At 57.4% G+C, this 25,474-nt stretch carries 29 protein-coding genes; 11 read left to right on the top strand and 18 right to left on the bottom strand.

The annotated features are described in order from the left end of the window. Window positions 1-61: 61 nt before the first annotated feature. From ASF29_RS00840 to ASF29_RS00830, 3 genes are all read right to left on the bottom strand, one after another. The gene (locus ASF29_RS00840) at window positions 62-1,660 is read right to left on the bottom strand and encodes an ABC transporter substrate-binding protein (RefSeq protein WP_062447572.1); all 1,599 of its coding nucleotides are present in this window, start codon (window positions 1,658-1,660) and stop codon (window positions 62-64) included. Between the two features lie 75 nt (window positions 1,661-1,735). Beyond that, window positions 1,736-2,365 (bottom strand): SGNH/GDSL hydrolase family protein, encoded by a 630-nt coding sequence (locus tag ASF29_RS00835; protein ID WP_062447570.1) that lies wholly within the window; start codon window positions 2,363-2,365, stop codon window positions 1,736-1,738. Between the two features lie 6 nt (window positions 2,366-2,371). After that, the gene (locus ASF29_RS00830) at window positions 2,372-3,520 is read right to left on the bottom strand and encodes a mandelate racemase family protein (RefSeq protein ID WP_062447567.1); all 1,149 of its coding nucleotides are present in this window, start codon (window positions 3,518-3,520) and stop codon (window positions 2,372-2,374) included. Between the two features lie 236 nt (window positions 3,521-3,756). Here ASF29_RS00830 and ASF29_RS00825 point away from each other — a divergent pair, with 236 nt between their 5' ends. Beyond that, window positions 3,757-4,641, top strand: a complete 885-nt coding sequence (locus tag ASF29_RS00825; RefSeq protein WP_062447564.1) for a DMT family transporter — start codon at window positions 3,757-3,759, stop codon at window positions 4,639-4,641. Here the strand turns inward: ASF29_RS00825 and ASF29_RS00820 are convergent. Together ASF29_RS00820 and rocF are read right to left on the bottom strand one after the other, a co-directional pair. Then, window positions 4,629-5,708 (bottom strand): ornithine cyclodeaminase, encoded by a 1,080-nt coding sequence (locus ASF29_RS00820; RefSeq protein WP_200925509.1) that lies wholly within the window; start codon window positions 5,706-5,708, stop codon window positions 4,629-4,631. The two genes, ASF29_RS00825 and ASF29_RS00820, sit on opposite strands and share 13 nt — an antisense overlap. Before the next feature lie 19 nt (window positions 5,709-5,727). Further along, complete coding sequence (rocF, locus tag ASF29_RS00815; protein WP_062447560.1) at window positions 5,728-6,648, bottom strand: arginase; 921 nt, start codon at window positions 6,646-6,648, stop codon at window positions 5,728-5,730. A gap of 124 nt (window positions 6,649-6,772) precedes the next feature. On the opposite strand from rocF, the gene ASF29_RS00810 reads away from it, so the two are divergent. Next, entirely contained in the window at window positions 6,773-7,210 is a 438-nt protein-coding gene (locus ASF29_RS00810; protein ID WP_062448561.1) for an Lrp/AsnC family transcriptional regulator, read from the top strand. Between the two features lie 7 nt (window positions 7,211-7,217). Here ASF29_RS00810 and ASF29_RS00805 read toward each other — a convergent pair whose 3' ends face one another. The 11 genes from ASF29_RS00805 to phnG all read right to left on the bottom strand — a co-directional run bounded on the left by ASF29_RS00805 (window position 7,218) and on the right by phnG (window position 16,356). After that, on the bottom strand, window positions 7,218-8,357 hold the full coding sequence (locus ASF29_RS00805) for an alpha-D-ribose 1-methylphosphonate 5-triphosphate diphosphatase (protein ID WP_062448559.1): 1,140 nt from the start codon (window positions 8,355-8,357) through the stop codon (window positions 7,218-7,220). Window positions 8,358-8,389: 32 nt separating this feature from the next. Further along, window positions 8,390-9,199 carry a phosphonate ABC transporter, permease protein PhnE gene (phnE, locus tag ASF29_RS00800; RefSeq protein WP_200925496.1) on the bottom strand — a complete coding sequence of 270 codons (810 nt, stop codon included), beginning with the start codon at window positions 9,197-9,199 and terminating at the stop codon, window positions 8,390-8,392. 64 nt (window positions 9,200-9,263) lie between these two features. Then, complete coding sequence (gene phnD / locus ASF29_RS00795) at window positions 9,264-10,259, bottom strand: phosphonate ABC transporter substrate-binding protein (protein WP_082453322.1); 996 nt, start codon at window positions 10,257-10,259, stop codon at window positions 9,264-9,266. A 25-nt stretch (window positions 10,260-10,284) separates the two neighbouring features. Continuing rightward, window positions 10,285-11,127: a phosphonate ABC transporter ATP-binding protein gene (gene phnC / locus ASF29_RS00790; RefSeq protein WP_062447557.1), complete on the bottom strand. Its 843-nt coding sequence runs from the start codon at window positions 11,125-11,127 to the stop codon at window positions 10,285-10,287. Between the two features lie 83 nt (window positions 11,128-11,210). Further along, entirely contained in the window at window positions 11,211-11,825 is a 615-nt protein-coding gene (locus ASF29_RS00785) for an acetyltransferase (RefSeq protein WP_062447554.1), read from the bottom strand. Continuing rightward, window positions 11,822-12,568 (bottom strand): phosphonate C-P lyase system protein PhnL, encoded by a 747-nt coding sequence (phnL, locus tag ASF29_RS00780; protein WP_062447552.1) that lies wholly within the window; start codon window positions 12,566-12,568, stop codon window positions 11,822-11,824. Before phnL ends, ASF29_RS00785 begins: the two co-directional genes overlap by 4 nt. 2 nt (window positions 12,569-12,570) lie before the next feature. Then, entirely contained in the window at window positions 12,571-13,344 is a 774-nt protein-coding gene (phnK, locus tag ASF29_RS00775) for a phosphonate C-P lyase system protein PhnK (RefSeq protein WP_062447549.1), read from the bottom strand. After that, on the bottom strand, window positions 13,341-14,222 hold the full coding sequence (locus ASF29_RS00770) for an alpha-D-ribose 1-methylphosphonate 5-phosphate C-P-lyase PhnJ (RefSeq protein ID WP_062447546.1): 882 nt from the start codon (window positions 14,220-14,222) through the stop codon (window positions 13,341-13,343). Before ASF29_RS00770 ends, phnK begins: the two co-directional genes overlap by 4 nt. After that, window positions 14,219-15,310: a carbon-phosphorus lyase complex subunit PhnI gene (locus tag ASF29_RS00765; RefSeq protein ID WP_062447543.1), complete on the bottom strand. Its 1,092-nt coding sequence runs from the start codon at window positions 15,308-15,310 to the stop codon at window positions 14,219-14,221. The genes ASF29_RS00770 and ASF29_RS00765 overlap by 4 nt, the downstream gene beginning before the upstream one ends. Window positions 15,311-15,313: 3 nt before the next feature. After that, window positions 15,314-15,910, bottom strand: a complete 597-nt coding sequence (gene phnH, locus ASF29_RS00760; RefSeq protein WP_062447541.1) for a phosphonate C-P lyase system protein PhnH — start codon at window positions 15,908-15,910, stop codon at window positions 15,314-15,316. Beyond that, window positions 15,910-16,356 carry a phosphonate C-P lyase system protein PhnG gene (gene phnG / locus ASF29_RS00755; RefSeq protein WP_062447539.1) on the bottom strand — a complete coding sequence of 149 codons (447 nt, stop codon included), beginning with the start codon at window positions 16,354-16,356 and terminating at the stop codon, window positions 15,910-15,912. The genes phnH and phnG overlap by 1 nt, the downstream gene beginning before the upstream one ends. A 115-nt stretch (window positions 16,357-16,471) precedes the next feature. On the opposite strand from phnG, the gene phnF reads away from it, so the two are divergent. The 7 genes from phnF to ASF29_RS00720 all read left to right on the top strand — a co-directional run bounded on the left by phnF (window position 16,472) and on the right by ASF29_RS00720 (window position 21,566). Next, entirely contained in the window at window positions 16,472-17,197 is a 726-nt protein-coding gene (phnF, locus tag ASF29_RS00750) for a phosphonate metabolism transcriptional regulator PhnF (RefSeq protein ID WP_062447536.1), read from the top strand. Window positions 17,198-17,296: 99 nt separating this feature from the next. Then, window positions 17,297-18,160 carry a glucose 1-dehydrogenase gene (locus ASF29_RS00745; RefSeq protein WP_082453321.1) on the top strand — a complete coding sequence of 288 codons (864 nt, stop codon included), beginning with the start codon at window positions 17,297-17,299 and terminating at the stop codon, window positions 18,158-18,160. A 76-nt stretch (window positions 18,161-18,236) separates the two neighbouring features. Continuing rightward, window positions 18,237-18,692 carry a hypothetical protein gene (locus ASF29_RS00740; RefSeq protein WP_062447533.1) on the top strand — a complete coding sequence of 152 codons (456 nt, stop codon included), beginning with the start codon at window positions 18,237-18,239 and terminating at the stop codon, window positions 18,690-18,692. A 113-nt stretch (window positions 18,693-18,805) separates the two neighbouring features. Continuing rightward, on the top strand, window positions 18,806-20,314 hold the full coding sequence (locus tag ASF29_RS00735) for a helix-turn-helix transcriptional regulator (protein WP_062447531.1): 1,509 nt from the start codon (window positions 18,806-18,808) through the stop codon (window positions 20,312-20,314). Window positions 20,315-20,475: 161 nt separating this feature from the next. Continuing rightward, window positions 20,476-20,655 carry a CsbD family protein gene (locus ASF29_RS00730; protein WP_062447528.1) on the top strand — a complete coding sequence of 60 codons (180 nt, stop codon included), beginning with the start codon at window positions 20,476-20,478 and terminating at the stop codon, window positions 20,653-20,655. Between the two features lie 63 nt (window positions 20,656-20,718). Next, window positions 20,719-21,006 carry a BON domain-containing protein gene (locus ASF29_RS00725; protein WP_062447525.1) on the top strand — a complete coding sequence of 96 codons (288 nt, stop codon included), beginning with the start codon at window positions 20,719-20,721 and terminating at the stop codon, window positions 21,004-21,006. Between the two features lie 41 nt (window positions 21,007-21,047). After that, window positions 21,048-21,566: a DUF992 domain-containing protein gene (locus tag ASF29_RS00720; RefSeq protein WP_062447523.1), complete on the top strand. Its 519-nt coding sequence runs from the start codon at window positions 21,048-21,050 to the stop codon at window positions 21,564-21,566. Window positions 21,567-21,634: 68 nt separating this feature from the next. Here the strand turns inward: ASF29_RS00720 and ASF29_RS00715 are convergent, their stop codons facing one another. Beyond that, entirely contained in the window at window positions 21,635-22,117 is a 483-nt protein-coding gene (locus ASF29_RS00715) for a pyridoxamine 5'-phosphate oxidase family protein (protein WP_062447520.1), read from the bottom strand. 99 nt (window positions 22,118-22,216) lie between these two features. Beyond that, on the bottom strand, window positions 22,217-23,173 hold the full coding sequence (locus ASF29_RS00710; protein WP_082453320.1) for a LysR family transcriptional regulator: 957 nt from the start codon (window positions 23,171-23,173) through the stop codon (window positions 22,217-22,219). A 142-nt stretch (window positions 23,174-23,315) separates the two neighbouring features. Between ASF29_RS00710 and ASF29_RS00705 the strand changes: the two genes are divergently transcribed. Both ASF29_RS00705 and ASF29_RS00700 read left to right on the top strand, forming a co-directional pair. Further along, window positions 23,316-24,113 carry an alpha/beta hydrolase gene (locus ASF29_RS00705; protein ID WP_062447517.1) on the top strand — a complete coding sequence of 266 codons (798 nt, stop codon included), beginning with the start codon at window positions 23,316-23,318 and terminating at the stop codon, window positions 24,111-24,113. A 49-nt stretch (window positions 24,114-24,162) separates the two neighbouring features. After that, window positions 24,163-25,353, top strand: a complete 1,191-nt coding sequence (locus ASF29_RS00700; protein WP_062447515.1) for an efflux RND transporter periplasmic adaptor subunit — start codon at window positions 24,163-24,165, stop codon at window positions 25,351-25,353. The last annotated feature ends 121 nt before the right edge of the window (window positions 25,354-25,474 follow it).

Genomic DNA, 25,474 nt, shown 5'->3' with positions numbered 1-25,474 from the left:
TACGGACATAAAAAGGGCGCTGAACGCGCCCTTTTTGATATGCCGGTATTGTTTTGATCGGTTACCGCTCCTTGGTGACGACCTCGAAACGGGAGTACCATGGGCTGACGATCATGCCCTTGACATCGCTGCGATAGGCTGCGGTATCGACCACTTCGGAAAACGGCTGGATCGATAGAACCACGTCATCCATATAGGCCTGGATGTCCTCATAGGCTTTCGCCTGCTTTGCGCTGTCGCGCTCCACCAATGCGTCTTCGATCATCTTGTTCAGCTTCTCGTCAAAAAAGCTTGTGCGCCATCCCTGGTAATTGGTGAGTTTAGCCTCATCGGCATTGTTGGGATTATAGGCCATCGACCGGAGATTGTTATCCGGATGGGGCTGCTGACCACCGCCGCCGCGACCCACGAGAAGCTCGAACTTGCGCTCACGCATCGCGCCATAAATCTGGTCACCAGAACCGCTGATCAGCTCCGCCTGAATGCCAGCCTGCCCCAATGTGTTCTGGATAGCTGTCGCCGCCTTCATGAACGGGTCTTCGGAGAGAACCCGCAAGGTCGTCTTGAAGCCGTTCGGATAACCAGCCTCCGCCAGCAGTGCCTTTGCCTTGGGTATATCGAGCTTGAAACCCTGGTCCGGCAGAGAGCCGAGAACGCCGCTGCTGATGGGGCGTTGATGCAGCTTGCCGTAGTAGGGCATGACCGCCTTGTCCAGACCCTCGTAATCGATCAGATACCGCAGAGCCTCACGGACTTTTTTGTTGGCGTAGCGCTCATCCTTCATCGAGACGCCGAGATAGTAAAAACCCGAACCCGGCGTGGATTCGATGGTGATGTCCTTGTCGGCCTCCAGCGACTTCAGATCAGGTGCCTGCAGGGAATAGGCAACGTCGATATCGCCCTTTTCCAGCATCAGGCGCTGCGACTGCGATTCCGGCAGATGACGCATGAGAACACGCTTCATTGCGGGCTTTTCACCCCAGTAATCGTCATTGCGCGTGAGAATGATGAATTCGTTGGACTTCCACTGACCAAGCTTGAACGGACCCGATCCGGCCGAGTTGAGCGTCAGCCAGGCGGCACCGAGATCGCCGTCCTTCTCATTCTCAAGCACGGCCTTGCTGTCGATGATGGAGCCAGGACCATTTTGGCCAAGGATCATGAGGACAAGGTTCGGATCGTCCGGCTTAGGCAGGTTCAGAACGAATGTGTACTCGTCCTGCGCAACGAACAGCTTATCGGCTTCCTCTGCCTTGTATCCACGCGTCTTCAGGAACGACGATTGCGCCAGATTGCGTGACAGAACACGTTTCAGGCTCCAGGCAACGTCATTTGCCGTGACAGGGTTGCCGGAGGCGAATTTCGCATCCTTGCGCAAATGGAACGTAATGGAGTTGCGGTCGTCGGATATCTCCCAACGCTCTGCCAGACGCGGCTGGATGCTGCGGTCCTTGTCGGACAGAACAACCAGCGTGTCGTAGACATTGTTAAGAACCTGAACCGTTTCACGACCGGTGATCGCGGCGGGATCAAGTGTCAGGATATTGCTCATGGTCGTAGCGACAACGAGCTGGTCTTTCGGTGTTTCTGCAAATGCATGAAGCGGTATGACACCGATCAGCACTGCGCCGAGCGCGACTGTCGTAAAGAACTGTTTCATGTTTCCTCCCATTAGCCGCTCATCCATGACGGCGTTCAAAGCATGACCAGAGCGCGCTCCTCTGCGCGCCGGAGGTCAGAAAAGAATGTTGCGGACGGGCATAACCAATGCCCGGCCAATCTTTGCGGTTGCCTCCGCCTCCAGGTGAACGCCATCGACGGGCGAAGCGCTGGCAACCGTACCGGCATCAAAAAAAGCGCAGTTCGATTCTCCTGCAAGTTTCTCGTAAAGTGCCGCTACGCGTTCGGACTCGGCAATGCGACGACCGGCAGCAGGGACACCAGCTGACCCGGCGACGCAGGGTGGCGGCGCTAAGATCAGCAACTTCGGCTGCGCAGACCGGGGCTTGTAAGGAAAAGTTTCGACGATCTGCACCAGGCGACGCATGCCCGATACCGCTGTCTCCGCTTGCCCTCCATGCATCGGCTTCAGATCATTCGTGCCCAGCATGATGATAACGAGGTCGAGTGGCATATGGCTGGCGAGCGCAACTTCCAGGGCCTTTGCGCCGTTGCGGCAGGACGGACCAGTGTGATCATCATAGCAGGTCGTGCGTCCACCAAGTCCTTCCGCGATCACCTCGGCTTCGCCATCCAGCCCCGCCTCCAGTGCAGTTGGCCAGCGATAGACCGATGGATGACGCAGTCCGCTTGCAGGATCCGCGCCCCAGGTCAGACTGTCTCCGAAAGCAAGGATCGTCTTCATCAAAAACTACCTCACGCGATTATTGTCGATGAAGTCGAAATCGATGTCCTCGCCAAGGCCCGGACGATCGGGCACATGCACGAAACCGTCTTTGTCCATTGGGTCGGAAAGAGACTTCAGGTAATCGAAACCGTCGTCATATTCCAGGAATGGATGCAGCAGGCCACGCTCGTACCAGCGGCAGTTCTTGGTGGCTGCGACGACATGCAGGTTCATGGCGGTGTTGCCATGCACTTCACACTCCACGCCGAATGCCTCTGCCAGATGCATCGTCTTCAAGGCGGGCGTTATGCCGCCTACATCGTTGACACCGGTGCGAAGAATGTCGCAAGCGCCGGATTTCAGCCATTCGGCGCGGTGCCAGTGCTTGCCTGCAGCGCTCTCCGGACCAACGACGGGGATATCGAGATTGTCGGCGAGCCATTTGTAGGACGACATGGACTGCTCATCCATCGGCTCTTCGATCCAGTCAAAATCGAGCTTCTCGAGACCGCGCCCCAATGCAAGAGCGTCGGTGCGCGAGTACCAGTGAAATGCGTCGATCATCAGACTGATATCGGGACCAACGGCCTCGCGAACGGCGGCGCAGGCCTTCAGATCCATGCGAACATCGGGAGCCCAACTGACAGGTGGCATCCATGTATGCAACTTGATGCCCTTGTAACCGCGTTTGACAAGCGTTTCCGCGAAGCGTCCGTAGTCTTCCGGCGTTGCCAGACCGCCTTCAAGTTCGTCCCCGCACATGATGGAACCATAGGCCAACACCTTATCGCGATAACCACCGATCAACTTGTATACAGGTTGATCGAGGCTACGTCCGGCGAGATCCCACAATGCACAGTCCACCACGGCAAGTGTGCGGTCGGTCAGTTGTGCCGCAGAGCCGCGCTGCCAATGGGCAAGATCCTGCCACAACCGCTCGCGGTCTCGATGGTCCTGACCAATGAGGACTTTCTTCACAAATTTATCGATGACGTGGGGACGAACGATCTCCGGCGCCGTAAATGAATGCCCTTCATTACCGTCTTCGGTGCGGATCGTCAGCATTGCCTGTTCGACCTGATGGGCGGGGCCTGGATGTGCATGGCCTGCGCTGTCCGAGTGGCGACGCGTCGTCGTTTTGAAAACCCGCACTTCTACGTCGGTAATAATCATCTGTCCTCCCAATGCAGCCCGGCGGCTATCGTCGATCTGTAATGGTTCCTATTAGACAGATATTGCAATAATTGTCAAACATGTATGACATGTTGTCTTTAGATATCCTGCCACGTGGTCAGTCGGCGATGGGGATTAAGATGCCAAATTATCGCATCAATGGTTTTGCCTGCCACGATAATGGGGTAAGACCGACATATCCCCGGCAGAGACAATGCCTGAACATAGAGCACCCCATGCCTCCCCAATCCGTTGGTTATCTCTACGCGTTAGCGGCTTTTACGATTTTTGCTGCACAGGATGGCATTTCAAAGCATCTCGGCTCGGCCTATCCGCCTGTTTTCGTCACCATGCTGCGATACTGGGCATTTGCGCTTTTTGTGATTTTCCTGGCGCTGCGCGCGAAGGGCGGCATCCGGAAGGCCGTTTCCACGAAGCGCTTTTTTCTGCAGGCAAGCCGGGGCGTCATCCTGGCGGTTCAGATCGTGATGTCGATCTTCTCTTTTTCCGTCGTGGGGCTGGCGCATACGCACTCCATCTTCGCATCCGCCCCGCTCATCGTGGCAGCGCTTTCAGTACCCATCCTTGGCGAGCAGGTGGGGTGGCGGCGCTGGCTGGCCATTCTCGTCGGGTTTGTCGGCGTCCTCATCATCCTAAAACCCGATGACAGCGGCTTTGACCTGACACTTCTGGTGACTTTTGCCGCCACGTTGTTGCTGGCGATATACAGCGTGCTCACGCGACTGGCGGGACGGACCGACCCGGCCACGACAAGTTTCTTTTATACCGGCGTTCCCGGCGCTGTGGTTCTGACACTTGTCGGACCCTTCTATTGGGTCGACATGGCACCATCCGACTGGGGCTGGATGCTGGCGCTCTGCATGACAGGCATGAGCGGACACTATCTTCTGATCCGCGCCTTTGAAGTCGCCGATGCCGCATCCATCCAGCCATTCTCCTATTACCAGTTGGTGCTGGTCTCCATTGTGGGCGTTACCCTCTATGGCGAAGTGCTGAGTGCGCACATGGTCATCGGTGCGGCCATCGTCATTTCCGCCGGGCTTTTCACCATCTGGCGAGAGCAGATGGTGGCCCGCAGAAAACGATATCAAGCGTCCTGAGTAAGAGCAGTCGCTCTGCCTTCCATGGATGCTTCGCATCTTAACAGCATACCGTAGAGATCGCGTGGCTCGTCGGGGTCAGCGAGCAGATCGAGCTCGGCGTAAAGCCCCGTCGCGGAAAGTTTAGATCTGACATAGCGAAGGGCCGAAAAATCCTCGATCGCAAAGCCGACGCTGTCGAACAGCGTGATCTGGCGGTCGGTCCTGCGTCCTTCAATCCTGCCAGCCATGACCTGCCACAATTCGAAAACCGGATGGTCCTGAGACAATTGCTGAATTTCGCCTTCAATGCGGGTCTGCGGCGGGTACTCCACAAAAATATCCGAGCGTAGGAGGATGTCGCCGTGTAGTTCGGTCTTTCCGGGACAATCGCCGCCGACTGCATTGATGTGAACGCCGGGGCCGACCATGTTGTCGGTCAGGATAGTCGCATATTGTTTGTCGGCTGTAACGGTTGTGATGATATCTGCGCCCTCGACCGCCTCTTCTGCACTTTCGCAAATGGTGATCTTGAAGCCTTGGGCCTTGAGATTTTGCTGGCATTTCAGGCTGGCCTGCGGATCGATATCGTATAGACGCAGGTGATCTACCCCGAGAATGGCCTTGAAGGCGCGCGCCTGAAACTCGCTTTGAGCGCCATTACCGATGATGGCCATAGAGCGGGCATCTTTGCGGGCGAGATATTTTGCCGCCAGCGCAGATGTCGAGGCCGTCCGCAAAGCGGTGAGGATTGTCATCTCGGACAACAGCATGGGATAGCCATTACCGACGTCCGACAGCACGCCGAAGGCGGTCACGGTCTGGCGACCCTGTCTGGTATTTTTTGGGTGACCATTGACGTATTTGAAACCGTAGAGTTGCCCGTCGCTGGTCGGCATCAGTTCGATAACGCCGTCCTGAGAGTGGGACGCGATGCGCGCCGTTTTGTCGAAACTTTCCCAGCGAAGAAAGTCTTCTTCGATCGTATCGGCAAGCTCCGTCAGGAAGGTATCGATGCCGACGGTCAGGACAAGCTTCATCATGTTGTCCACGCTGACGAAAGGCACGATGTTGAGATTTTGTGTGATAGACATCTGAAATTTCCCCTCAACCGGCTCGCGTCGGGCGATCCATGACGCGTTTGCCCATAAGGCTTGCCGTCAAATCCACCATCAGGCGCGCAGTGCGTCCACGTTCATCGAGAAACGGGTTGAGTTCCACCAGATCGAGGCTGGAGACGAGATCGCTGTCGCAAAGCATTTCCATGACCAGATGCGCCTCGCGAAAGGTTGCGCCACCAGGCACGGTGGTTCCCACCGCCGGTGCAATGGAGGGATCGAGAAAATCAACGTCTAGGCTGACATGCAACAAACCATTGGCCGCCTCGACACGCGCCAGAAACTCGCGCAACAGAACCGCCACACCATGTTCATCGATCATCCGCATGTCGTGGATGGTCACGCCGCTTTCGTCCAGCGCGATGCTTTCGGCAGGATCGACGCTACGAATGCCGATCATACAGATGTTTTTCGGGTCCACTGGATTTGAAACGGGTGGAAAATAGCCCTCAAAGCCATGGCGTCCACTGTAATAGGCAACCGGCGTTCCATGCAGATTGCCGCTGCGCGTCGTTTCCAACGTATGATAATCCGTGTGCGCATCCAGCCAAAGGACAAACAGCGGACGGCTAAGCTCTGCTGCCCGCCTTGCAATCCCAACAACACTACCGGCAGAAATGGCATGATCGCCGCCAAGAAAGATCGGCATCGCGGCTTCGCTTTCCCGGTAGGCGACCTCCATCAGGGTCTCGGTCCACGCAACCGTTTCTGACAGGTGATGGACCGCCGGATTGGGATGTGCGAATTCGCGCAGAGGCGATGGCGTGATGTTGCCAACATCGATCACAGAATGGCCAAGCTCTTCCAGAGCCGATTTCAACCCCGCGATCCGAAGCGCACTCGGCCCCATCTCGCAACCCAGTTGTCCGGCACCGATTTGCAGCGGTACACCGATAAGCCTGCATTCCATGAGCGTTCCCTTTCTTTTCTAAAGGAAGCAAACCATGATTGCATGGCAGAACGAACAGGTAATATTGGCAAAAAGCAACTAGTATCTTATCATAATGAAAAATATGGAAGCCAAAGTGGTAACAATGGATCATCTCGACAAAAGGCTGATCACCCTTTTGCGTCACAATGGACGCCGCAGCATTTCCGATCTCGCCGTGGAAACGGCAACGTCTCGCGCAACCGTTCGGGCGCGAATCGAGCGTCTTGAACAAAGTGGCGCGATCCTCGGCTACACGGTCATCCTGCGAGCGGATGCAGTGGATGAGGCCGTGCGCGGAATTATGATGATCGAGATCGAGGGGCATGTGACCGACCGCGTCATTCGCGCCCTTGGCAGTTTTTCCGAAATCTCGGAAATCCACACGACCAATGGCCGGTGGGACCTCATCGTCGAATTGAGCGCCGCCACCTTGAGCGATTTCGATTCTGTTTTACGCCGCATCCGCCTCGTTCCCGGCATAACCGGGAGCGAAACGAGCCTGCTTTTGTCGACGCCACGCTCTACCCGGGCGCGGCTGTGACATAGTGTCAGGCAATCCGCATTCCCTGCCGCCAGACGCCTGTGACGAGAGGGGGCAAACCTGCAGTCGCGCGGACTCTGACAAGATCGGCGCGGCGCCCAATTTCAATACACCCACGATCGTCCAGTTTGGCTGCCTGTGCCGGATTGGCCGAAATCAAGCGGACGGACTGAGGGAGATCGATGATGTCCTTTTCCCACAACAGGAACGCCGCCTGTATTAGGCTGGAGGGCACGTAGTCGGACGAGAGAATATCGAGAGCGCCTTTCTCCAGCAGCTCAAGGGCCGAGACATTGCCGGAGTGAGACCCGCCGCGCACCACATTCGGCGCGCCCATCAACACTTGCAGTCCAGCATCCCGCGACAGCAAAGCTGCCGACACTGTCGTTGGAAATTCTGCCAGTGAGACACCGAGTTCCATCCCTTCCGCAACGTGTTCCGCCGTCGCGTCGTCGTGGGACGCAAGGGCTATATGCGCCGCATGGCATTGCTGGGCGATCGCCTGACGATTTTTGGCGGAATAGGCCTCAGACTGAGCGATCCGTCTTTCGCTGAAAGCGGCAAATTCTGCGTCGGAAATTTTCTTTTTGCCCTGATAATAGATGCGGTATGCATCAAGGCTTACGAACTGCCGCTGGCCGGGCGCGTGGTCCATCAGGGATGCGAGCCGCACCCTGTCATTTCTCTTCATCTCATCGAAATGCTCTGCCGCATCCGGCATCGAGACCTCGCAGCGCAGATGGATGAAATGCTCCGCCCTGAGGCGGTCCGCCGCAGATGCTGCCGAAATGGTCTGCGCCATCATCGACATGTCGGCAGAACCGAGTTCGGTATCGCCGTCCATGCCTACACGCAACGCGTCGAACACAGTCGTAATACCCGCCGTCGCGATCTGCCCGTCATGCGCCTGCAATGCCGCGTCCATGTTCCAGCGCACTTTCGGTCGCGGCATGACATGGGTTTCAAGATGGTCTGTGTGCAGTTCGACGCAGCCGGGAATAACGTAATCGCCATTGAGATCGAGACCGGTGGCGGAGCGTCCGTGCGCAATATCTGCGATGTTGCCATCGCGAACGCACAGCGTTCCCTCAATGATTTCAGTGGGGAGGACGATGGCACAATTTGTAAAGATCAGATCGTTTTGCATGATGTTCATTCGGGTTGACGAGTTTTAAAGGGTCAGATGACGATCTTACGCAATTGCTGCGAGATCAAATCCATGAGCGTGACAGTCAGAACGATGATGATGATGATGGCGGAGGCCTGCGGGTAATAGAAGCCGCGGATGGTTTCGAACAAGACCTGGCCGATGCCGCCAGCGCCGATCAGCCCGAGAACAGTTGCCGAGCGGATATTCGATTCCAGCCGATACAGCGAAAACGAAATCCACAGCGGCAACACCTGTGGAATGACACCGAAAACAACCTGCTGAATCCGGGATGCACCCGTTGTGCGGATGGCTTCGACTGGCCGTGGATCAATGGCTTCGACAGCCTCGGAAAACAGCTTGGCCAGAATGCCCGTTGTGTGAATGAACAGCGCCATGACGCCGGCAAACGGACCAAGCCCGACTGCGACGACAAAAAGCACCGCGAAGACGACTTCGTGGATGGCGCGAAACATATCCATAAGACGGCGAACGGGCTGGTTGACCCACCACGGTGCCATGTTGTGGGCGCACAGGATACCGAAAGGAATCGACAACAGAACCGCCAGAAACGTACCCCAGACCGCGATCTGGACCGTGACGATCATTTCCTCGAGGTAATATTGCCACGTCGAAAAATCGGGTTTGAGAAAATCTTTGGCGTAGGTCGCCATATTACCGCTATCGGTAAAGAGATAGGTCCATCGGCTCATTTCTGCCGGGCCCCAGCTGATGGCCAGCGCGGCAACCAGTGCCAGCATGAGCAGACCATTGCGCAAACCACCAGGCTGTCTGGCGGAACCCGCAGGCATCAGTTTGGTTTCCAGGGAGGTTTCGCTCATCGTCGTCGTTCCAGTGCTGGAGTGGGCGGGCCCAGAGGTCCCGCCCTTTTGACATCAGGAGGGATCAGGTCTTCGATGCAGTGGCGAGTTCGGCTTCAAACTTGCTTTTCTGATCGGTCAGATCCTTGATCTTGGCGGCTTTGGCATCGGCAGAAAGCGATGGGTCTGCCTTTGTCTGGGAAATCGACTTCGACAGTTCCATGACGCGGACGGGCAGCAGCTGCTTGTCCGTTGAAGCGCGGAAGGGTGCCCACTTCAGCCCGGCGAGAATCTTCTTTTCGGCAGCGACATCGCCTTTGGACTTGTCGGTGCCATAGGTCAGGAAGAAATCGCGCAGCTTTTCCTTGGTGTCTTCCGACACGTCCTTGCGCCATACGATCGGATCGGACGGGATCAGCGGCGAGCGCCAGATTTCGCGAATATTAGCATAGGCATCCGGCTTGTTCTGCTTGATCAGAGCCATGTTTTCCGTGTTGTTGGCGGCTGCATCCAGCTGCTTGTTGGCAACGGCCATCGCATTTGTTTCGTGGTTTGCGTTGGTAACGTTTTTAAAGCACGCCTTGGGGTCAATGCCGCGTGCACCGAACACGAAGGTCATCGGGACGAGATAGCCGGACGTCGAATTTGGGTCACCGAGACCGAAATTGATCGACTTGTCGCATTTCAGGACGTCGTCGATGGACTGGATCGGTGAGTCCTTGGGAACGATGACAACAGACCAGTAACCCGGCTCACCACCAACCGCGACGCTCTGCACGAAGATCTCGCCATTGGCACGGTCGACGGCTTCCATGGCAGACTTGTTGCCGTACCATGCGACTTGTACCTTGTTGAAGCGCATGCCTTCGATGATACCGGCGTAATCGGAGGCAAAGAAGGCCTTTACGTCGAGACCGGTCTTGGTCTTCATGTCGGCGAGGAAGGGGTCCCAGGTCGTCTTGAGGTTTTGCTGGGATTCCGTCGAGATGATGCCGAAGTTGATTGTTTCCTGCGCAAGTGCCGCAGTGGTCATCGTCAAGGCGATGAACACCGCCGCCATGCTTTTCAGTATCGCGTTCATGGAAGGTCTCCGATATCGGGTGAAATCAGGCGGTCGTCAGGACCGACTGACGGTTGGGCAGACCCGTGACAGGCACGGGAGCAGTTTGCTCCGCCGGGGCATCCGGCAGGACCAGTTCTTCCGATGCCGAGCCATAGAGTTCGGCGAGGAATGCGTTGGAAAGCGCGCTCGACGGACCATCGAACACAATGGCGCCATTGCGCATCGCAATGGTGCGTTTGCAATATCGCCGCGCATATTCGACCTGATGCAGCGATACGAGCACTGTGATGTTGTCTTGCGCGTTGATGTCGGCCAGCACATCCATCACACGGCGTGCGGAGGATGGATCGAGCGCGGAAATAGGTTCATCGGCGATCAGGATTTCGGCCCCCTGAACCAGGGTCCGGGCAATTGCCGCACGTTGCTGCTGCCCACCGGACAGGGTCGATGAGCGCTGCATGGCCACCTGCGGGATGCCGACGCGCTTGAGCGCTGCGCGGGCAGCCTCTTTTTCAGCCGCGTTGAACAGACCAAGCGTACCGCGCCATTGTGGCACGCGACCGAGCAGGCCGATGAGGACATTGGTCAGGACCGACAAACGGCCGACGAGATTGAACTGCTGGAAAAGCACGGCTACAGCGCCGCGTTTGACATATCCGGTCAAACGTCCGGCTTTTTGCGATACGGTATCGAGAATTTCGATACGGCCACCTTGTCCGTCACCTGTCTCGAGGCCTGCAATGTGGCGGATGAGCGTGCTTTTTCCCGAACCGGATGCGCCGATCAAAGCGACCATCTCCCCGCGCTCCAGCGTCACGCTCACATTATCGAGGGCCCGAGTGCTGCCATATTTTTTCGAAAGTTGAGACACGGTGATAGCGGTCATATCATGCTCCTGACGCCGGTCGTTTGAAGGACATTGGGCGGCTTTCGATGATCGTACGGTGACGATTGGGTGAAGTTTTTGTGTCAACCATCGTATCGTGTGAGAAATTCTTCCGCGGACAGGTCGCGGAAGTTGCGCAGTGCTTCAAACAGCGCGTCATGCGACCAATCCCACCAGGCCAGACGGTCCATCCGCGCCCCGATGTCACTCGTAAAGCGCGCCCGGATCAGGCGGGCGGGGACGCCACCGACAACTGTGTAAGGCGCGACATTGCGCGACACGACGGCCCCTGCCCCGATCACGGCACCATTTCCGACATGCAATCCGGGAAGCAGCGTGGCACCGTGACCGATCCAGACATCGTGCCCGATCACGACACGTTTTGCGCGGCGTGCAGCGAAGAATTCCGCCTCATCGCCTGCATCATCCCAATAATCGCCAGCGCGATATGTGAAATGGTGAAGGCTGGCACGATCCATGGGATGATTGGTGGCGTTGATCCGCACACTCGCTGCGATATTCACAAATTTACCGATCGTTGCACACCATACCTGCCCGCCGCGCTCTATGTAGGAATAGTCGCCCATTTCGGTTTCCAGGATCCGGCAGCCTTCGGCAATCTCCGTATAGCGACCGAGATCGCAGTCCATGACCTCGGCGCTTTCGTGAATGAGCGGTGCGATGGAAAGCTTCGTCATGCTGCACTCTTTCTGGCTGAAAAATTCGAAACATCCAGCATGCGTGTCACCACGGCATTGCGAACGGGCACATCGTGGAAAATGCCGAGAATTGCGGTCCCCACGGCAAGTTTTTCAGTGATCATTGCCACCACGACATCTCGGTTTTCCGCATCGAGGGAAGCCGTGGGTTCATCGAGCAACAGGATCGGATGATCCGTGATAAAGCCCCGGGCAATATTGACGCGTTGCTTTTCACCGCCGGAAAATGTCGCGGGAGGCAGACCGAAGAGCGCCTCCGGCAGGTTCAAGCGAAGAAGCAGTTCGGCAGCGCGCCCAATTGCATCGGTGCGGGACACGCCCCGCGCGGTCAGCGGTTCGGCAACGATTTCCAGCGCCGAAACCCGTGGTACCGCCCGCAAAAACTGGCTGACATAACCGATGCTGGTATGCCTGAGTTGCAGGATCAGGCGCGGATCGCCAGTGCCAAGATCCTGCATCGTCCTGGTTGATCCGTCGCGAACGAGAATCCGGCCGTGATCAATAGCGTAATTGCCATAGACCATTCGTAGGATCGACGATTTCCCGACACCGGACGGGCCACCCAACACGACGCACTCACCGCGGCGAAGGTCGAAGCTGACGTTTTTGACAACAGGCAGAACGATGCCATCGCGCAGATGCATGGTGAAAGACTTGGTGACATCGCTGACCGAGAGAACGACGTCTTCGGCAGGCGTTGTAAAGGCTTGATGAACCGTCATGGTCAGCTCTCCGGAATCGAAGCAACAAGAAGCTGGGTGTAGGAATGCTGCGGATCGTCCAGGACCCTGTCGGTCAGTCCCTGCTCCACAATACGTCCGCTCTTCATGACGATCATGCGTTGAGACAGCAGACGCGCCACGGCAAGATCGTGAGTGACGATGACGACGGACAGGCCGAGATCGTTGACGAGGCCGCGCAGCAAGTCCAGCACGCGTGCCTGCACGGAAACATCGAGGCCGCCTGTCGGCTCGTCCATAAAGATCAGCCGTGGATGGGTGACCAGATTGCGTGCGATCTGCAACCGCTGGCGCATGCCACCCGAGAACGCCACCGGCTGATCGTCGATACGATCTGCTGCGATTTCGACCCGCGACAACCATTCACCAGCCGTACGGCGTATATCGCCATAATGTCGGTCACCAACCGCCATCAAACGCTCACCGACATTGGCACCGGCTGATACCCGCATGCGCAGGCCGTCTGCGGGATTCTGGTGGACGAAGCCCCAATCGGTACGTGCCAGAAATCGGCGCTCGGCTTCCGAAAGCTCTGAAAGATCGGGAAACCGGCCGTCGCGCATGCGGTAACAAATACTGCCGGACGACTGTTCGAGCCGCGCGGATATACAATTGAGCAATGTGGTTTTTCCAGACCCGGATTCGCCGACGATGGCGACGACCTCACCCGGCCAGACATCGAATGAAATATCCGTGCAGCCGATGAAGTTACCGTAACGGCGCTCCAGATTGCGCACGGAAAGGATCGGGTCTGTCATTGCTGGTCTCCTCTGGCCAACTGCGGCAAGCCGGGGCCATGATGGCCCTGCGACTGGCGCGTTTCGCAATGGTCTGTGTCGGAACAGACAAACATCCGGCCACCGCGATCATCCGTCACCACCTCATCGAGATAGACGCCATTGGCGTTGCACAGCGCACAGGAAGAGGTGAAGCGCTGAACTTCGAACGGATGATCCTCGAAATCCAGGCTGACGACGTCGGTGAACGGTGGGAGCGCATAGATCCGCTTTTCCCGGCCTGCTCCAAACAGCTGAAGGGCCGGAGAATTATGCATTTTCGGGTTATCGAATTTGGGGATTGGCGACGGGTCCATGACGTAGCGGCCTTCGACCCTTACGGGATAGGCGTAGGTCGTCGCGATGTGGCCATGCTGGGCAATGTCTTCGTAGAGCTTGACGTGGATGAGGCCGTACTCTTCCAGCCCGTGCATGACGCGGGTTTCCGTCTCACGAGGTTCCAGAAAACGCAAAGGCTCCGGGATGGGAACCTGATAGACGATGGTCTGCCCGGTTTTCAGGGGTGTCTCCGGAATGCGGTGGCGTGTCTGAATAACCGTCGCATCGCCAGTCTTTGTCGTTGTCGCGACGCCCGCCGTTTTTGCGAAGAAGGCGCGAATGGACACTGCATTGGTCGTGTCGTCGGCACCCTGATCGATGACTTTCAAAACGTCATTTGGCCCGAGGATCGCAGCTGTTACCTGCACGCCGCCGGTGCCCCAGCCGTAAGGCATGGGCATTTCGCGCGAGGCGAAAGGCACCTGATAACCGGGTATGGCGATTGCCTTCAAAATGGCGCGGCGGATCATCCGCTTCGTCTGCTCATCCAGGTAAGCAAAATTGTAAGCTGGCAGGTTCATTCCGCAGCCTCCTTGTTGCGTGCGGTATCCTCATTTTCGCGTCGGAGCAGCCGCAGCAGACCGAGCTCAGCCTGGAAATCGACGTAGTGCGGCAATTTCAGGTGCTCGACGAAGCCGGTCGCCTCGACATTATCGCAATGGGCCAGCACGAATTCCTCATCCTGCGCCGGTGCGTTACGCTGTTCATCGAATTCGTCGGCCCGCAGGGCACGGTCGACCAGGCTCATGGCCATCGCCTTGCGTTCTGACTGGCCGAAAACCAGGCCGTAACCACGGGTGAAGCGCGGACCCGCCTCACCCTGACCTTTGAATTGAGAAACCATCTGGCACTCGGTGATGCGGATCGAGCCTACCGAAACGGCAAAGCCGAGTTCGGGAATGTCGATTTCCAGCTCCACCAAGCCGATACGGACTTCCCCAACGAAAGGATGCGTGCGGCCATAGCCCCGTTGGGTGGAGTAAGCGAGCGACAGGAGGAAGCCTTCGTCGCCGCGCGACAGCGCTTGCAGTCTGCGATCCCGATCGACGGGGAATGCTGTTGGATCGCGTGTCAGATCACCTGGCTCTCTGTCTGAAGGCACGTCCGGTTCGATCAGCCCTTCATCATCGAGAATATCCGTCACGCGTGGATAGGATTTCTCACCCTCAACGACGCGCCGCGCCGGCAGCTCGACCGCCTCGTCTGACGCCATCTCCGGATCGATCAGGCGGTGGGTATAATCGAATGTTGGGCCGAGAAGCTGGCCGCCGGGAATATCCTTGTATGTCGCAGACACACGCCGCTCTATCTGCATGCTCTCAGTTGCCAGAGGCCGAGAATATCCGAACCTCGGCAAGGTGGTTCTGTAAGCGCGCAGCAGAAAGATCGCCTCGATGAGGTCACCGCGTGACTGCCGCACGCACATGGCTGCAAGTTGCGGATCGTATAGCGAACCTTCCGCCATGACCCTGTCCACAGCCAGGGACAGCTGGCCGGCAATCTGGTCCAGCGTAAGTGCCGGAACATCGCGATCGCCGCGCCGACGATCCGCCAGCAATTTATGAGCTTTGTCGATGGCTGCTTCACCGCCCTTGACTGCGACATACATGGATCACACCTCCCTGATACGTGTGGTGCGCGGCAGGGCTATCGCCTGACTCCCGCAGACGAGAAGGACATCGAAGCCCAGCGGATAGGCCGCCTTGTTGGCCAGCATCGCGTCGGCATATCCACCGGGCAGACCGGTGGGCGAAATCATGCAGGACGTTTCGATACCCGGCCCCGTAAGTTCCAGCGATGGTCCGCCGGTTATGGCCGAAACCGGCAGAATGAGTGTGGAGGAACGGTCAGGATATTCTTCCGTCCCACGGGCAAACATTCTCCATAACAGGGTATCGGTCGCCTCGGACAGAACAGCGAAGCTCGCCTTTTCTGGCTGAGAGACGATCGGCGCTCCGCTATGAAATGTCAGCCATGCCGCAGCCTCATCGCATTCTTGTGAATCTTCGAACCAGACCGGCGTATCGTAGTCGGCAAGGGTCAGCAAAATGGAGGCCGCTGCGTCGCAAAGCGGAGCCGGTGCTGAGGCCCGATCACCAATTGTCGCAATCTTTCCGGGACGCGAAAATGCATGCATGATGGCATGGAAAACATCCTGTGCTGCGAAAACGGGGTCGGCAAAGCCGCCGTCGACATGGGCTGCGTTCATCAGTCCTCTCCTCGAGCAACGGTGAAGAAGTCGACCTTGGTTGCCTCCGTTTCCTCCGCAAGGCGAAGCTTCTCGGCCTTGATGGGAGCGAGGGCAGGTGCGACGATGTCGGCATCGATCTTGGCTGCCCACGGGGACTGCTGGCGCAGCGCATCAAGGTGCGCCACCGTGCGGGCCTTTTGCTCATCACGCCCCAGGACGATGGAATGACCCACCTCGCCGCTCTCAAGCCGGACCGTCGCACGCGTCACGCTCGCCTCGCCCAGGTTGAACGCACCGCCACCGCCGCCGATCCTGCCCCGAACCATGACGGTGCCGATATCCGGGCCGCGCACCGGTATCGCCTCGGGTGCCTCCGCTTTAATCGCGGCATAGCGCTGCGCGAGGAAATCAGCCGGTGCGCTATTGAGGATGTCGAGCGCCTGCTTTCTATCGAATTCGTCCATCACCTGCCCCGACCGTTCTCACAAACTTGTCTATTTGTATAGACAACTAATCTTTTCGCATTTATACACCCTGATCAGTGACGTTAAAATGACAATGTTGAGGGGCGCGCGAAAAATGAACGCACATGAGGACGGGATATCGAGATGGCGCCGCGTCGCAGATGGAATTCGCAGCGCCATCGCCGAAGGTACGATCGTCGACCAACTTCCGCCGGAGATGGAACTCGCCGCCGAATTTGGCGTCAACAGGCACACGGTCAGACGCGCCATATCCGTCTTGTCTTCGGATGGACTTCTTCGAGCAGAGCGAGGGCGTGGAACCTTCGTCAATGCGGTCCAGACGCGGATCGTCTATCCCATCGGGACCAGAGCGCGGTTTTCAGAAAATATAGCACGCCAGTCGCTCGAGCCGTCCGGTCGTCTCATTCATGCGCAGATCGTTGCAGCCGATGTGACGCAGGCAAAACTTTTTGGCTGTGGTCCGGGCTCTCCGCTTCACCGTCTCGAACATCTGGCCGTAGCCGATGGCATACCCATCTCCCGCTCGGTCTCGCTGTTTTCAGCGGATCGCTTTCCCGACATCATCACCGCATATGCCGAGACGGGCTCTATTACCAAGGCACTGCAACGGGAGGGGCTGGAGGATTACCGCCGCAAGGAAACACGGCTGACCGCCGACCGCGCATCTTCGCGTGACATCGAACTTCTCAATTGTGCAGCAGACGGCATCGTCCTGGTCAGCAAGGCCATCGATACGGACGTCGATCTCAAGCCCATCCAAAGCATCGTCACGCGATTTCTGGCCGACCGTATGGAACTGGTTTTTACAAACCCGGATTGAGCTAACACAAAAGCCGGAGGCTATTCGAACGGGAACTGATCGCACTGTCGCTTGTTAGCGCAGGGAACCCACCCCGCCATCGATAGGATTGGAAGCACCATGTCCGACACGAATCGCCCCACGCCGCCGTTTTCCGAACAACAGCAGGAGCCGCCTGGAAAGACCGCGGAGATGCGCCCCGTGCCCGACCATGGAGAGCACTCCTATAGCGGCAACGGCAGATTGGCCGGCAAGGTCGCTTTGATCACCGGCGCCGATTCAGGCATCGGCAAAGCCGTCGCCATTGCCTTTGCACGGGAAGGCGCCAATGTCCTGATTTCCTATCTCAACGAAGATGAGGACGCCGAGGACACCGCCAAATGGGTCGAGGAAGCCGGTCGCAAAGCCATTCTAGTGCCTGGCGACATAAAGTCGGAAGCGCATTGCAAGGCACTGGTCGCAGAAACGGTCGAAAAGCTCGGGGCCATTGATATTCTGGTGAATAACGCCGCGTTTCAGCGCACGTACGGCTCGATCGAAGACATCACAGCAGACGAGTGGGACGAGACTTTCCGCACAAACATTTATGCACCATTCTTCCTGTCGAAAGCAGCCGTGCCTTTGATGCGACCTGGCAGCGCCATCATCAATACGACATCCATTCAGTCTCGCCAGCCATCGCCAGCATTGCTCGCTTATGCGTCGACAAAGGGAGCGATCTCCAACTTCACCGCAGGCCTTGCAGAGATGGTCGCGGAGAAGGGCATTCGCGTCAACGCGGTTGCGCCAGGCCCTATCTGGACGCCGTTGATACCGTCCACGATGCCTGCAGAAAAAGCTGCCAAATTTGGCGCGAATACCCTCTTGGCGCGCGCGGGCCAACCAGCCGAACTTGCTGGTGCTTATGTCCTGCTGGCCTCCGATCTGGGAAGCTACATGACGGGCGCGGTCATCCCGGTCACTGGGGGAGAGATCATGATCTGAAGATCAGTCACCCAAACATTGGCAGGGCTCTACTCGACGATGCCCTGCCCAACGCATGAAACAGTGGAGCAATGTGATGTCTAACAATACGCGTTCAGATACCAGCGGCACCCAATCTCAGTCCAACGGAACAAGTCACACAACCTTTGGACAATCGGTGGAAAGTCAGGCGCAGATCGAAGATGCCGCCAATATCGCCAACGGCACGAGCGGCGAAACCCTCAACGTTTACAGGCTTGTCCCCGTTGCAAAGGTTGACGACCCAAGATGGGACAACGCGCCCGGCTTTGGCGAAGTCGTGGTTGCTGCGAGAACATCGGGCGATGCTCGCATCGTGGCCGCCGCCAGAGAGCTGGACTACATGGACATCGACGCGGCTCCGGCGGAAGGATCGACGACGTCGCATGCAAGTTCGTTTCGCAACGAGTTGCTATACACCGTCATCGAAATCGAAAGCCATCGAAGCGATTTGAAACGCGGTATACTGGAGGGCGATATCGGCATCGACTCCATCAGGCCGACACAGGTCTGAGATTTTTTCGATCTTCCAGAGCTGGCTCCGACACAGCTCACTGCGCAGTCATCCCCCTCTTTCAAACTGGCGACAGGCGTGCGACGGTCTGCTTTCCTAACTGAGAGAGCGATATGGACGATACGCCCACCCCACCGAAGATCAATCGCGGCAGTTTGCAGGAACTCGTCGGCGGGTTAAGCGACGGCATCATTCTCGTTGGCGAGAATGGGAGCATCTTGTGGGCAAATCTGGCAGCGCTACAGATGCACCGCGTATCCGCCCTTGATGAGTTGGGACTTAACGCAACCGAATACCGTCGTCGTTTCACGCTGCACTATCGCAACAACCATCCGCTCGAAGAGGGCCAGTATCCCATGGAACGCCTGCTTGCGGGCGAAACGATCGACGATGTGACTGTGGAGATATCGCCTTCGGCAGACCTCGATCTCGTCTGGGTGCACACAGTGCGCAGCATGATCATTTCCGAGCCCGGAGACAAGGCAGATGTCCTGGCTCTAATCCTGCGGGACGAGACCCCTCGCTTCGAGGCAGAGGAGCGTTTCGAGCGTTCATTCAACGCCAATCCTGCCCCCGGCCTCATCTGTCGGATAGATGATCAGCGTTTCATCCGTGTCAATCAGGGTTTCCTTGAAATGACGGGCTTTATCAAGGAAGACATTATTGGAAAAACCGTCGAAGCCGTAGGGCTTTTCGTCAACTGCGATACGGGTGAGGACGCTTTGGTGAAGCTCGGCGAAGGACGGGTGATCCGCCACCGGGAGGCCCTCGTTCCCTTGCCTGACGGAGGAGACCGGCTGGTGATTGTGGCGGGCGAACCGATTTCGGTGGTAGAAGAGCCCTGCATGCTTTTCACCTTCGCAGATCTGGATGCGCGCAGGAAAGCCCAGAACGCATTGCGACAGAGCGAAGAGCGGTTCTCCAAATCCTTTCGTCTGTCCCCCGCTCCTGCCGCCATTTCTCGTCTGGACGACTTTGTCTTCACTGAAGCGAACGATGCTTTCCTCCAGATTTCTGGCTATGCAACCGCCGAAGTGATCGGCCGGACGGCAAGCGATCTTCGTTTATGGGAGGATGTGCAGGCCAGACGCGCTCTTGAGGAGAAGCTTCGCAACAACACATTCATCCGCAACGAGCCGATGCGGATGAAGCAGAAAGACGGAGGCTCTGCGGATTGCCTCGTGTCTGCAGAACGCGTCGAGATCAACGATGAACTCTGCGTTATCTGGGCCCTTCAGGATGTGACGGAACGTCGGCGCAGCGAAGCGCAGCTTGTGGAGGCCATAGAGAGCGTCATGGCTGATACGTCATGGTTCAGTCGCTCGATCGTTGATCGTCTGGCAACCTTGAAGCAGACCTCGACATCAGCTCCCACCGCTCAGTTGATGGAATTGAGCGACCGCGAGCGCGAAATTCTGGGCCTGATCTGCAACGGCCAAAGCGATGCGGAGATGAGCGAGACCCTGCACCTGTCAAAGAACACCATCCGAAACCACATCGCGTCGTTATACGGCAAGATTGGCGTCAACCGCCGCGCAGCTGCGGTTATCTGGGCGCGGGAACGCGGCTTTACAGGCTTGGGCGACGTCAAGACGAAATCCCGCAAAAAAACGAAGACATAATCGAAAATCGTGATGCCACGCATAAAAAAGGTCATTTTTTACCAGGCTAACTAGTATTTTCCAATCTGCAAATCCTTGCCGAGACGGCGTATTTCATATGGCATGACACTGGCATCCGCTGGGGTCACCTGAACGAACGCTTTGTATCGAAAGGATTTATCATGGATAAGAACCGGATCGAAGGTGCCGCAAAGGAACTCAAGGGCACACTCAAGGAAGCCGCAGGCAAATTGACCGGAAATCAGAAACTCGAAGCTGAAGGCAAGGCCGACAAGACTGCCGGTCATGTGCAGAGCGCTCTGGGCCGCGGCAAGGACGCCGTCCGAGACGCCCTAAAGTAAGCTTTGAGTACAGCGCCAGGGTTCGCCAACCGCGGACCCGGCGCCCGCCGGAGGCCGATCGCGATGTTCATCCCGCTTCAATCCCCATTGTCCCTGTCGTTTCCCGAACATGTGGCAACGAGCGCTGCCTTGAAGTGCCTTCTGGCCTACACCTACGGTCTGGAAGATTGCCGTATCGACGCCGAGGTTTCGGACGGCGGCATCGTGCTCACCGGGAGTGCTCCATGTCCCGCAGCGGCCAAGATGGCCACGAAAATCGCCGCGGAGTTCACATCGAAACCCGTCAGGAGCCTCATTCACGTCACCAGACCAGCGCTGTCTGATCCTGCCCTTTACCCCACTTTCGGCTAGGCAGACGGCGACAACACAATCCAACACACAAGGAAATCAACATGAAGAATGCACTCATTTTCGCAGTTGCCGCTACTTTGACGATGACCTCGGCTGCCACTGCCGCCAGCACCCATCACAACAAGAAACGCGCAGGCGAGCAGGTTGCGACACAGCCGAAAGAGCGTCTTGGCACGCTGTCCTGTGAGGTGGCGGGCGGCGTAGGCCTGTTGATCGGCTCCAGCAAGTCTGTCGAGTGCCAGTTCAAGCAACGAACAGGCAAGGTCGAGCGCTATACGGGCACAATCGGCAAGCTTGGCATCGATGTCGGCGTGACCGGGAAGTCCTATCTGAGCTGGATTGTCGTCAACACCGCACCGACCACGGTTGGCCAGGGGAGCCTAGCCGGCACTTATGTCGGCGCCTCGGCAGGCGCTTCGGTCGGCGTGGGTCTCGGCGCCAATGCACTTGTTGGCGGCAACTCAAAGAATTTCGGTCTTCAGCCCCTGAGTGCCGAAGCCGGAACGGGCCTCAATGTCGCAGCCGGCGTTTCACGCCTCCAGTTGCGCTCCATCAAATAAATAAGAGGGCGCACGATCATGTCGTGCGCCCTACCCTCTTGGCTCAAAATGCAGGCGTATCGCCTAAACTACATCTCGACCTTTGCATTCTCACCCATATCCGGGCGCGTATTGCTCACGGCAGCGGCAGCCATCTTGATGTAACTGATGACCGTACCGGGGCTGTCCCAATATTCCGCAAAAGACGGCGTGACCTTGAGGATGCGGATAGATGGATCGTCGGCGTCATCCCACCACGCCTTGGCAGGTGTCGCCCAAAGCTCGCGAATTTTCTCCCTGTCGTTCTGGACCTCGGCAGTACCGGAAATCGACACATATTTCTGGCCCTTGGAATCGGCAAATGCGAGGCAAACGTTGGGTGACCGGGAAATCTCCTCATCCTTGTGGCTTGCGACATCCGTTAGAAAATAAAACGCATTCTCCAGTTGTTCCGCATAGGCAGACATGGGACGTGCGCGCAAATCCGAGCCTGTTTGCGTGGTCAGCATGCAAAAGCCGATCTTGTCTGCCAGTTCCCATACCTTGGTGATGTCATTATCGGTGTTGGCCATGTGTGGTCTCCTTTGGTATGCCCAGCAAACGGCCTTTATGCAGCAACGTTCCATGGCAGGACGCTCGGAGACAAGAATGGCTTGCCAGCGATGGCGCGATCAGGCCACCTGACGGCGCTCTGGCGTTTCCGCCCCCGTCTGTAGCTCCAGCTTTCCAAGCGCGCCCTTGTGCAGGATTTTGGCTAACCAGTCGACGAAAACACGGACTTTGTTGGTGACGTGGCGTGTTTGCGGGTAGACGATGTAGACGGGCATGGGCTCACGTTTCCATTCTGGCAACACCTGCACCAGACGACCACTTGCGATCTCCTCGCGAATGGTGAAAGGCGCGAGCTGAGCGACACCCATGCCAGCCAGTGCCGCGTTTTGGTAAGTCCGACTATCATTGGCAGAAATAATGTAGCGGGGGGAAATTTCCACCGAGCGGATGCCGTTGTCGAATGGCATCGTCATGACCTGTCCCGAGGTGGCGTTAAGATATCCGATGCAGTAGTGGTCACCCTCGAGGTCTTCGGGCTGTTGCGGCATGCCGAAACGCTCGATGTATGCCGGTGAGGCGCATGTCACGAATTCCAGTTCTGAGACCTTTCGGGCGATCAGCGACTGGTCGCGGGGTGTTCCAACCCGAAGCGCGCAGTCCACATTCTCTGCAATATAGTCCACCAACCTGTCCCCAACGCCGACATCGAGGCGGATAAGCGGATATTGTTGATGAAAGTCGCAGAGGTGGGGTATAATGATGCTGTCAGCGAAAGCGCCAGCCATCTCCACGCGTAATTTGCCGGACGGCTGCGTATTGGTGTTGGACAAACTGCCGTCCAGCTCATCTATTTCCGACAGGATCTGCACCGCTCGCTCGTAATAGAGTGCTCCGTCGGTCGTCAGCATAACGCGACGCGTCGTCCGATTGAGCAATGTGGTGCGCAAATGCGCCTCCAGCGCCTGTACCATGTTGGTAACGGTTGTCTTTGGCATGTCCAGCGCATTGGCAGCACGGGTAAAATTACCCGTTTCCACAACCCGCGCGAAGACACGCATTGCCGATAGCTGATCCATTATTCACCTCTTGAGGCTATTATCCATATTTTTGGAATAGTGTTTTCAATTTTGCATGCTTGTGCAATTTATCCCGAATAATAATATCTAAATTAGAAATTACCACAAGGGGTGACGACCAAACGTCATCCGAGGGCATCTTATGACCAGCCAATGGCACACTATCGAAACCGGCGGCGATACACGCCCGCCACTATCGGTGCGTGTCTACAAGAAGGAAACTGAAGACCGGACGCCTCCGCTCGTTCTTTATCTGCGCGGTGGGTCTTTTCTGGAACAAGGCGGCGCATGCCCCGAATTACCGGTTGCCCAAGCACTTGCTGATAGCGGTGCTGTCGTCATTGAAGCTGACTACAGTACGACATCCTGCAACGAGTTTCCCGGCGTGATCAATTCGGCATTCGACGCCCTCGACTGTCTAAGCAGAAACCGAAAACGCTATGGCGGCGCAAAATCGCCGCTATTCGTTGCCGGAGAAGAGGCGGGCGGCAACGTGGCGGCTGGTCTGGCGCTTAAGGCGAGAGATCGGATGCCGGGAAAACTGGCGGGGCAAATTCTGCTGTCGCCGATGATCGACCCGCTGATGGCGACTGCATCCTTTCGGGATGCTGACAAGATCGGGATGCGGCAGCGTTGGGCGGAAGGCTGGAGCCATTATCTGGCAAAGGCTTGCGGGTTTGCCCACCCCTATGCCGCGCCCTGCCTGTGCACACGGCTCAACCTCGTGGCACCTGCGCTGATATTTACAGCCGAGGACGACCCTCTGCGCGACGAGACCGTCAATTATGCCGGTCGCCTGAGTGACGCGGGGGTGAAGGTTCGGCAGCATGTTTTCCCTACTGGCTCCGGCTGGACAGGGCTTTATCGCGGTGAAGGTGGCAAGTGGCTTTCGGCTGTTTGCACCGAGTTTGCGGATTTCGTTCAAGACCTGAAGCATTAGCATTTTTCGAGATTAGTGATCGGCTCCTGATGGAGCCAAGGAGATACCCATGACGCTCAAGAACAAGCGCCGGGCCCTTGCGGGTGCCGGCATCGGCCTCGCTATGTCCGCTGCGGCGGCGGCATTCCTGTTCGATCTTCCCATGACGACGGGCGCTGTTGCTGCATCCGGCCCGGCTGAAACTCCTGCCATTCCAGTGACCGTCGCGACCGTGGAAAGCCGCGACGTTACCCATTGGGAACAGTTTTCCGGCCGGTTGGAAGCGGTCGAGCGTGTCCAGATTCGCTCACGCGTGGCTGGCCAAATTCAGGCCGTTCACTTCCGCGAAGGCGCTTTGGTGAAGGCAGGCGACGCCCTGTTCACCATCGATCCAGCACCTTACAAGGCAACGGTTGCCGGTGCACAAGCACAGGTGGCCTCTGCCGAGGCGAAGGTCGGCCTTGCCCGAACCGAACTGGAACGCGGACGCAGACTGTCCGACAACCGCACGATTTCGCAAAGCGATCTCGACCAGCGGCAGAGCAACGTCGCCGATGCAGAAGCACAATTGCAGGCCGCACGTGCAGCACTGACGACTGCCCAGCTGGACCTAAGCTACACCGAGCTTCGCGCACCGGTTTCTGGACGCGTCGGCAAGCTGGACATCACCGTCGGCAATCTCGTTGCCGCTGGCTCCACATCTCCAGCGCTGACCACGATCGTATCCGTCGATCCGATCTACGCCAGCTTCAATGCCAGTGAGGAAATGGTAGCAAAGGCCCTGTCCCAGTTGCCCGTTGCAGACGGCGCGCTTCGGGCTTTGGAACAGATCCCGGTCGAAGTCGGCACGCTTGCCGATGAAGGCACACCGATCAAAGGCACGTTGCACCTCATCGACAACCAGGTGGACGCTGCCAGCGGTACCATCGGCGTGCGGGCCGTATTTGCCAACACCGACGGGCACCTCATCCCCGGCCAGTTCGTGCGGGTTCGCATGGGCGAACCGAAATCCGAAAACCGTATCGTGATCACCGATCGCGCCATCGGAACCGATCAGGACAAGAAGTTCGTCTTCGTCGTGGATGGTGAAAACAAGGTGAACTACCGGCAGGTCAAGCCCGGTTCGATCGCCGACGGTCAGCGGATCATCGAAAGCGGCCTTGCGGCCGGAGACAAGATCGTCGTCAACGGCCTTCAGCGTATTCGCCCCGGCGCAATCGTTGCGCCGCAGAGCGAAGAGAAGGTCGCCACCTCGCAGTAATCGATTACGGCGGGCCAATCCCAAGGGCCCGCCAAGCATTTCCAAAATAAGGAAGACCCGTCGGTGGCAAATGCTGCCGGAGCGGTTTTTTTGCATCCAAATTCCACCCGGAGGCGAGAGG

The organism is Rhizobium sp. Leaf262 (genome assembly GCF_001422245.1).
Classification (GTDB): domain Bacteria; phylum Pseudomonadota; class Alphaproteobacteria; order Rhizobiales; family Rhizobiaceae; genus Agrobacterium.
Note: the sequence above shows the minus strand (reverse complement) of the source record. Positions and strands in the feature narration are given on the sequence as shown.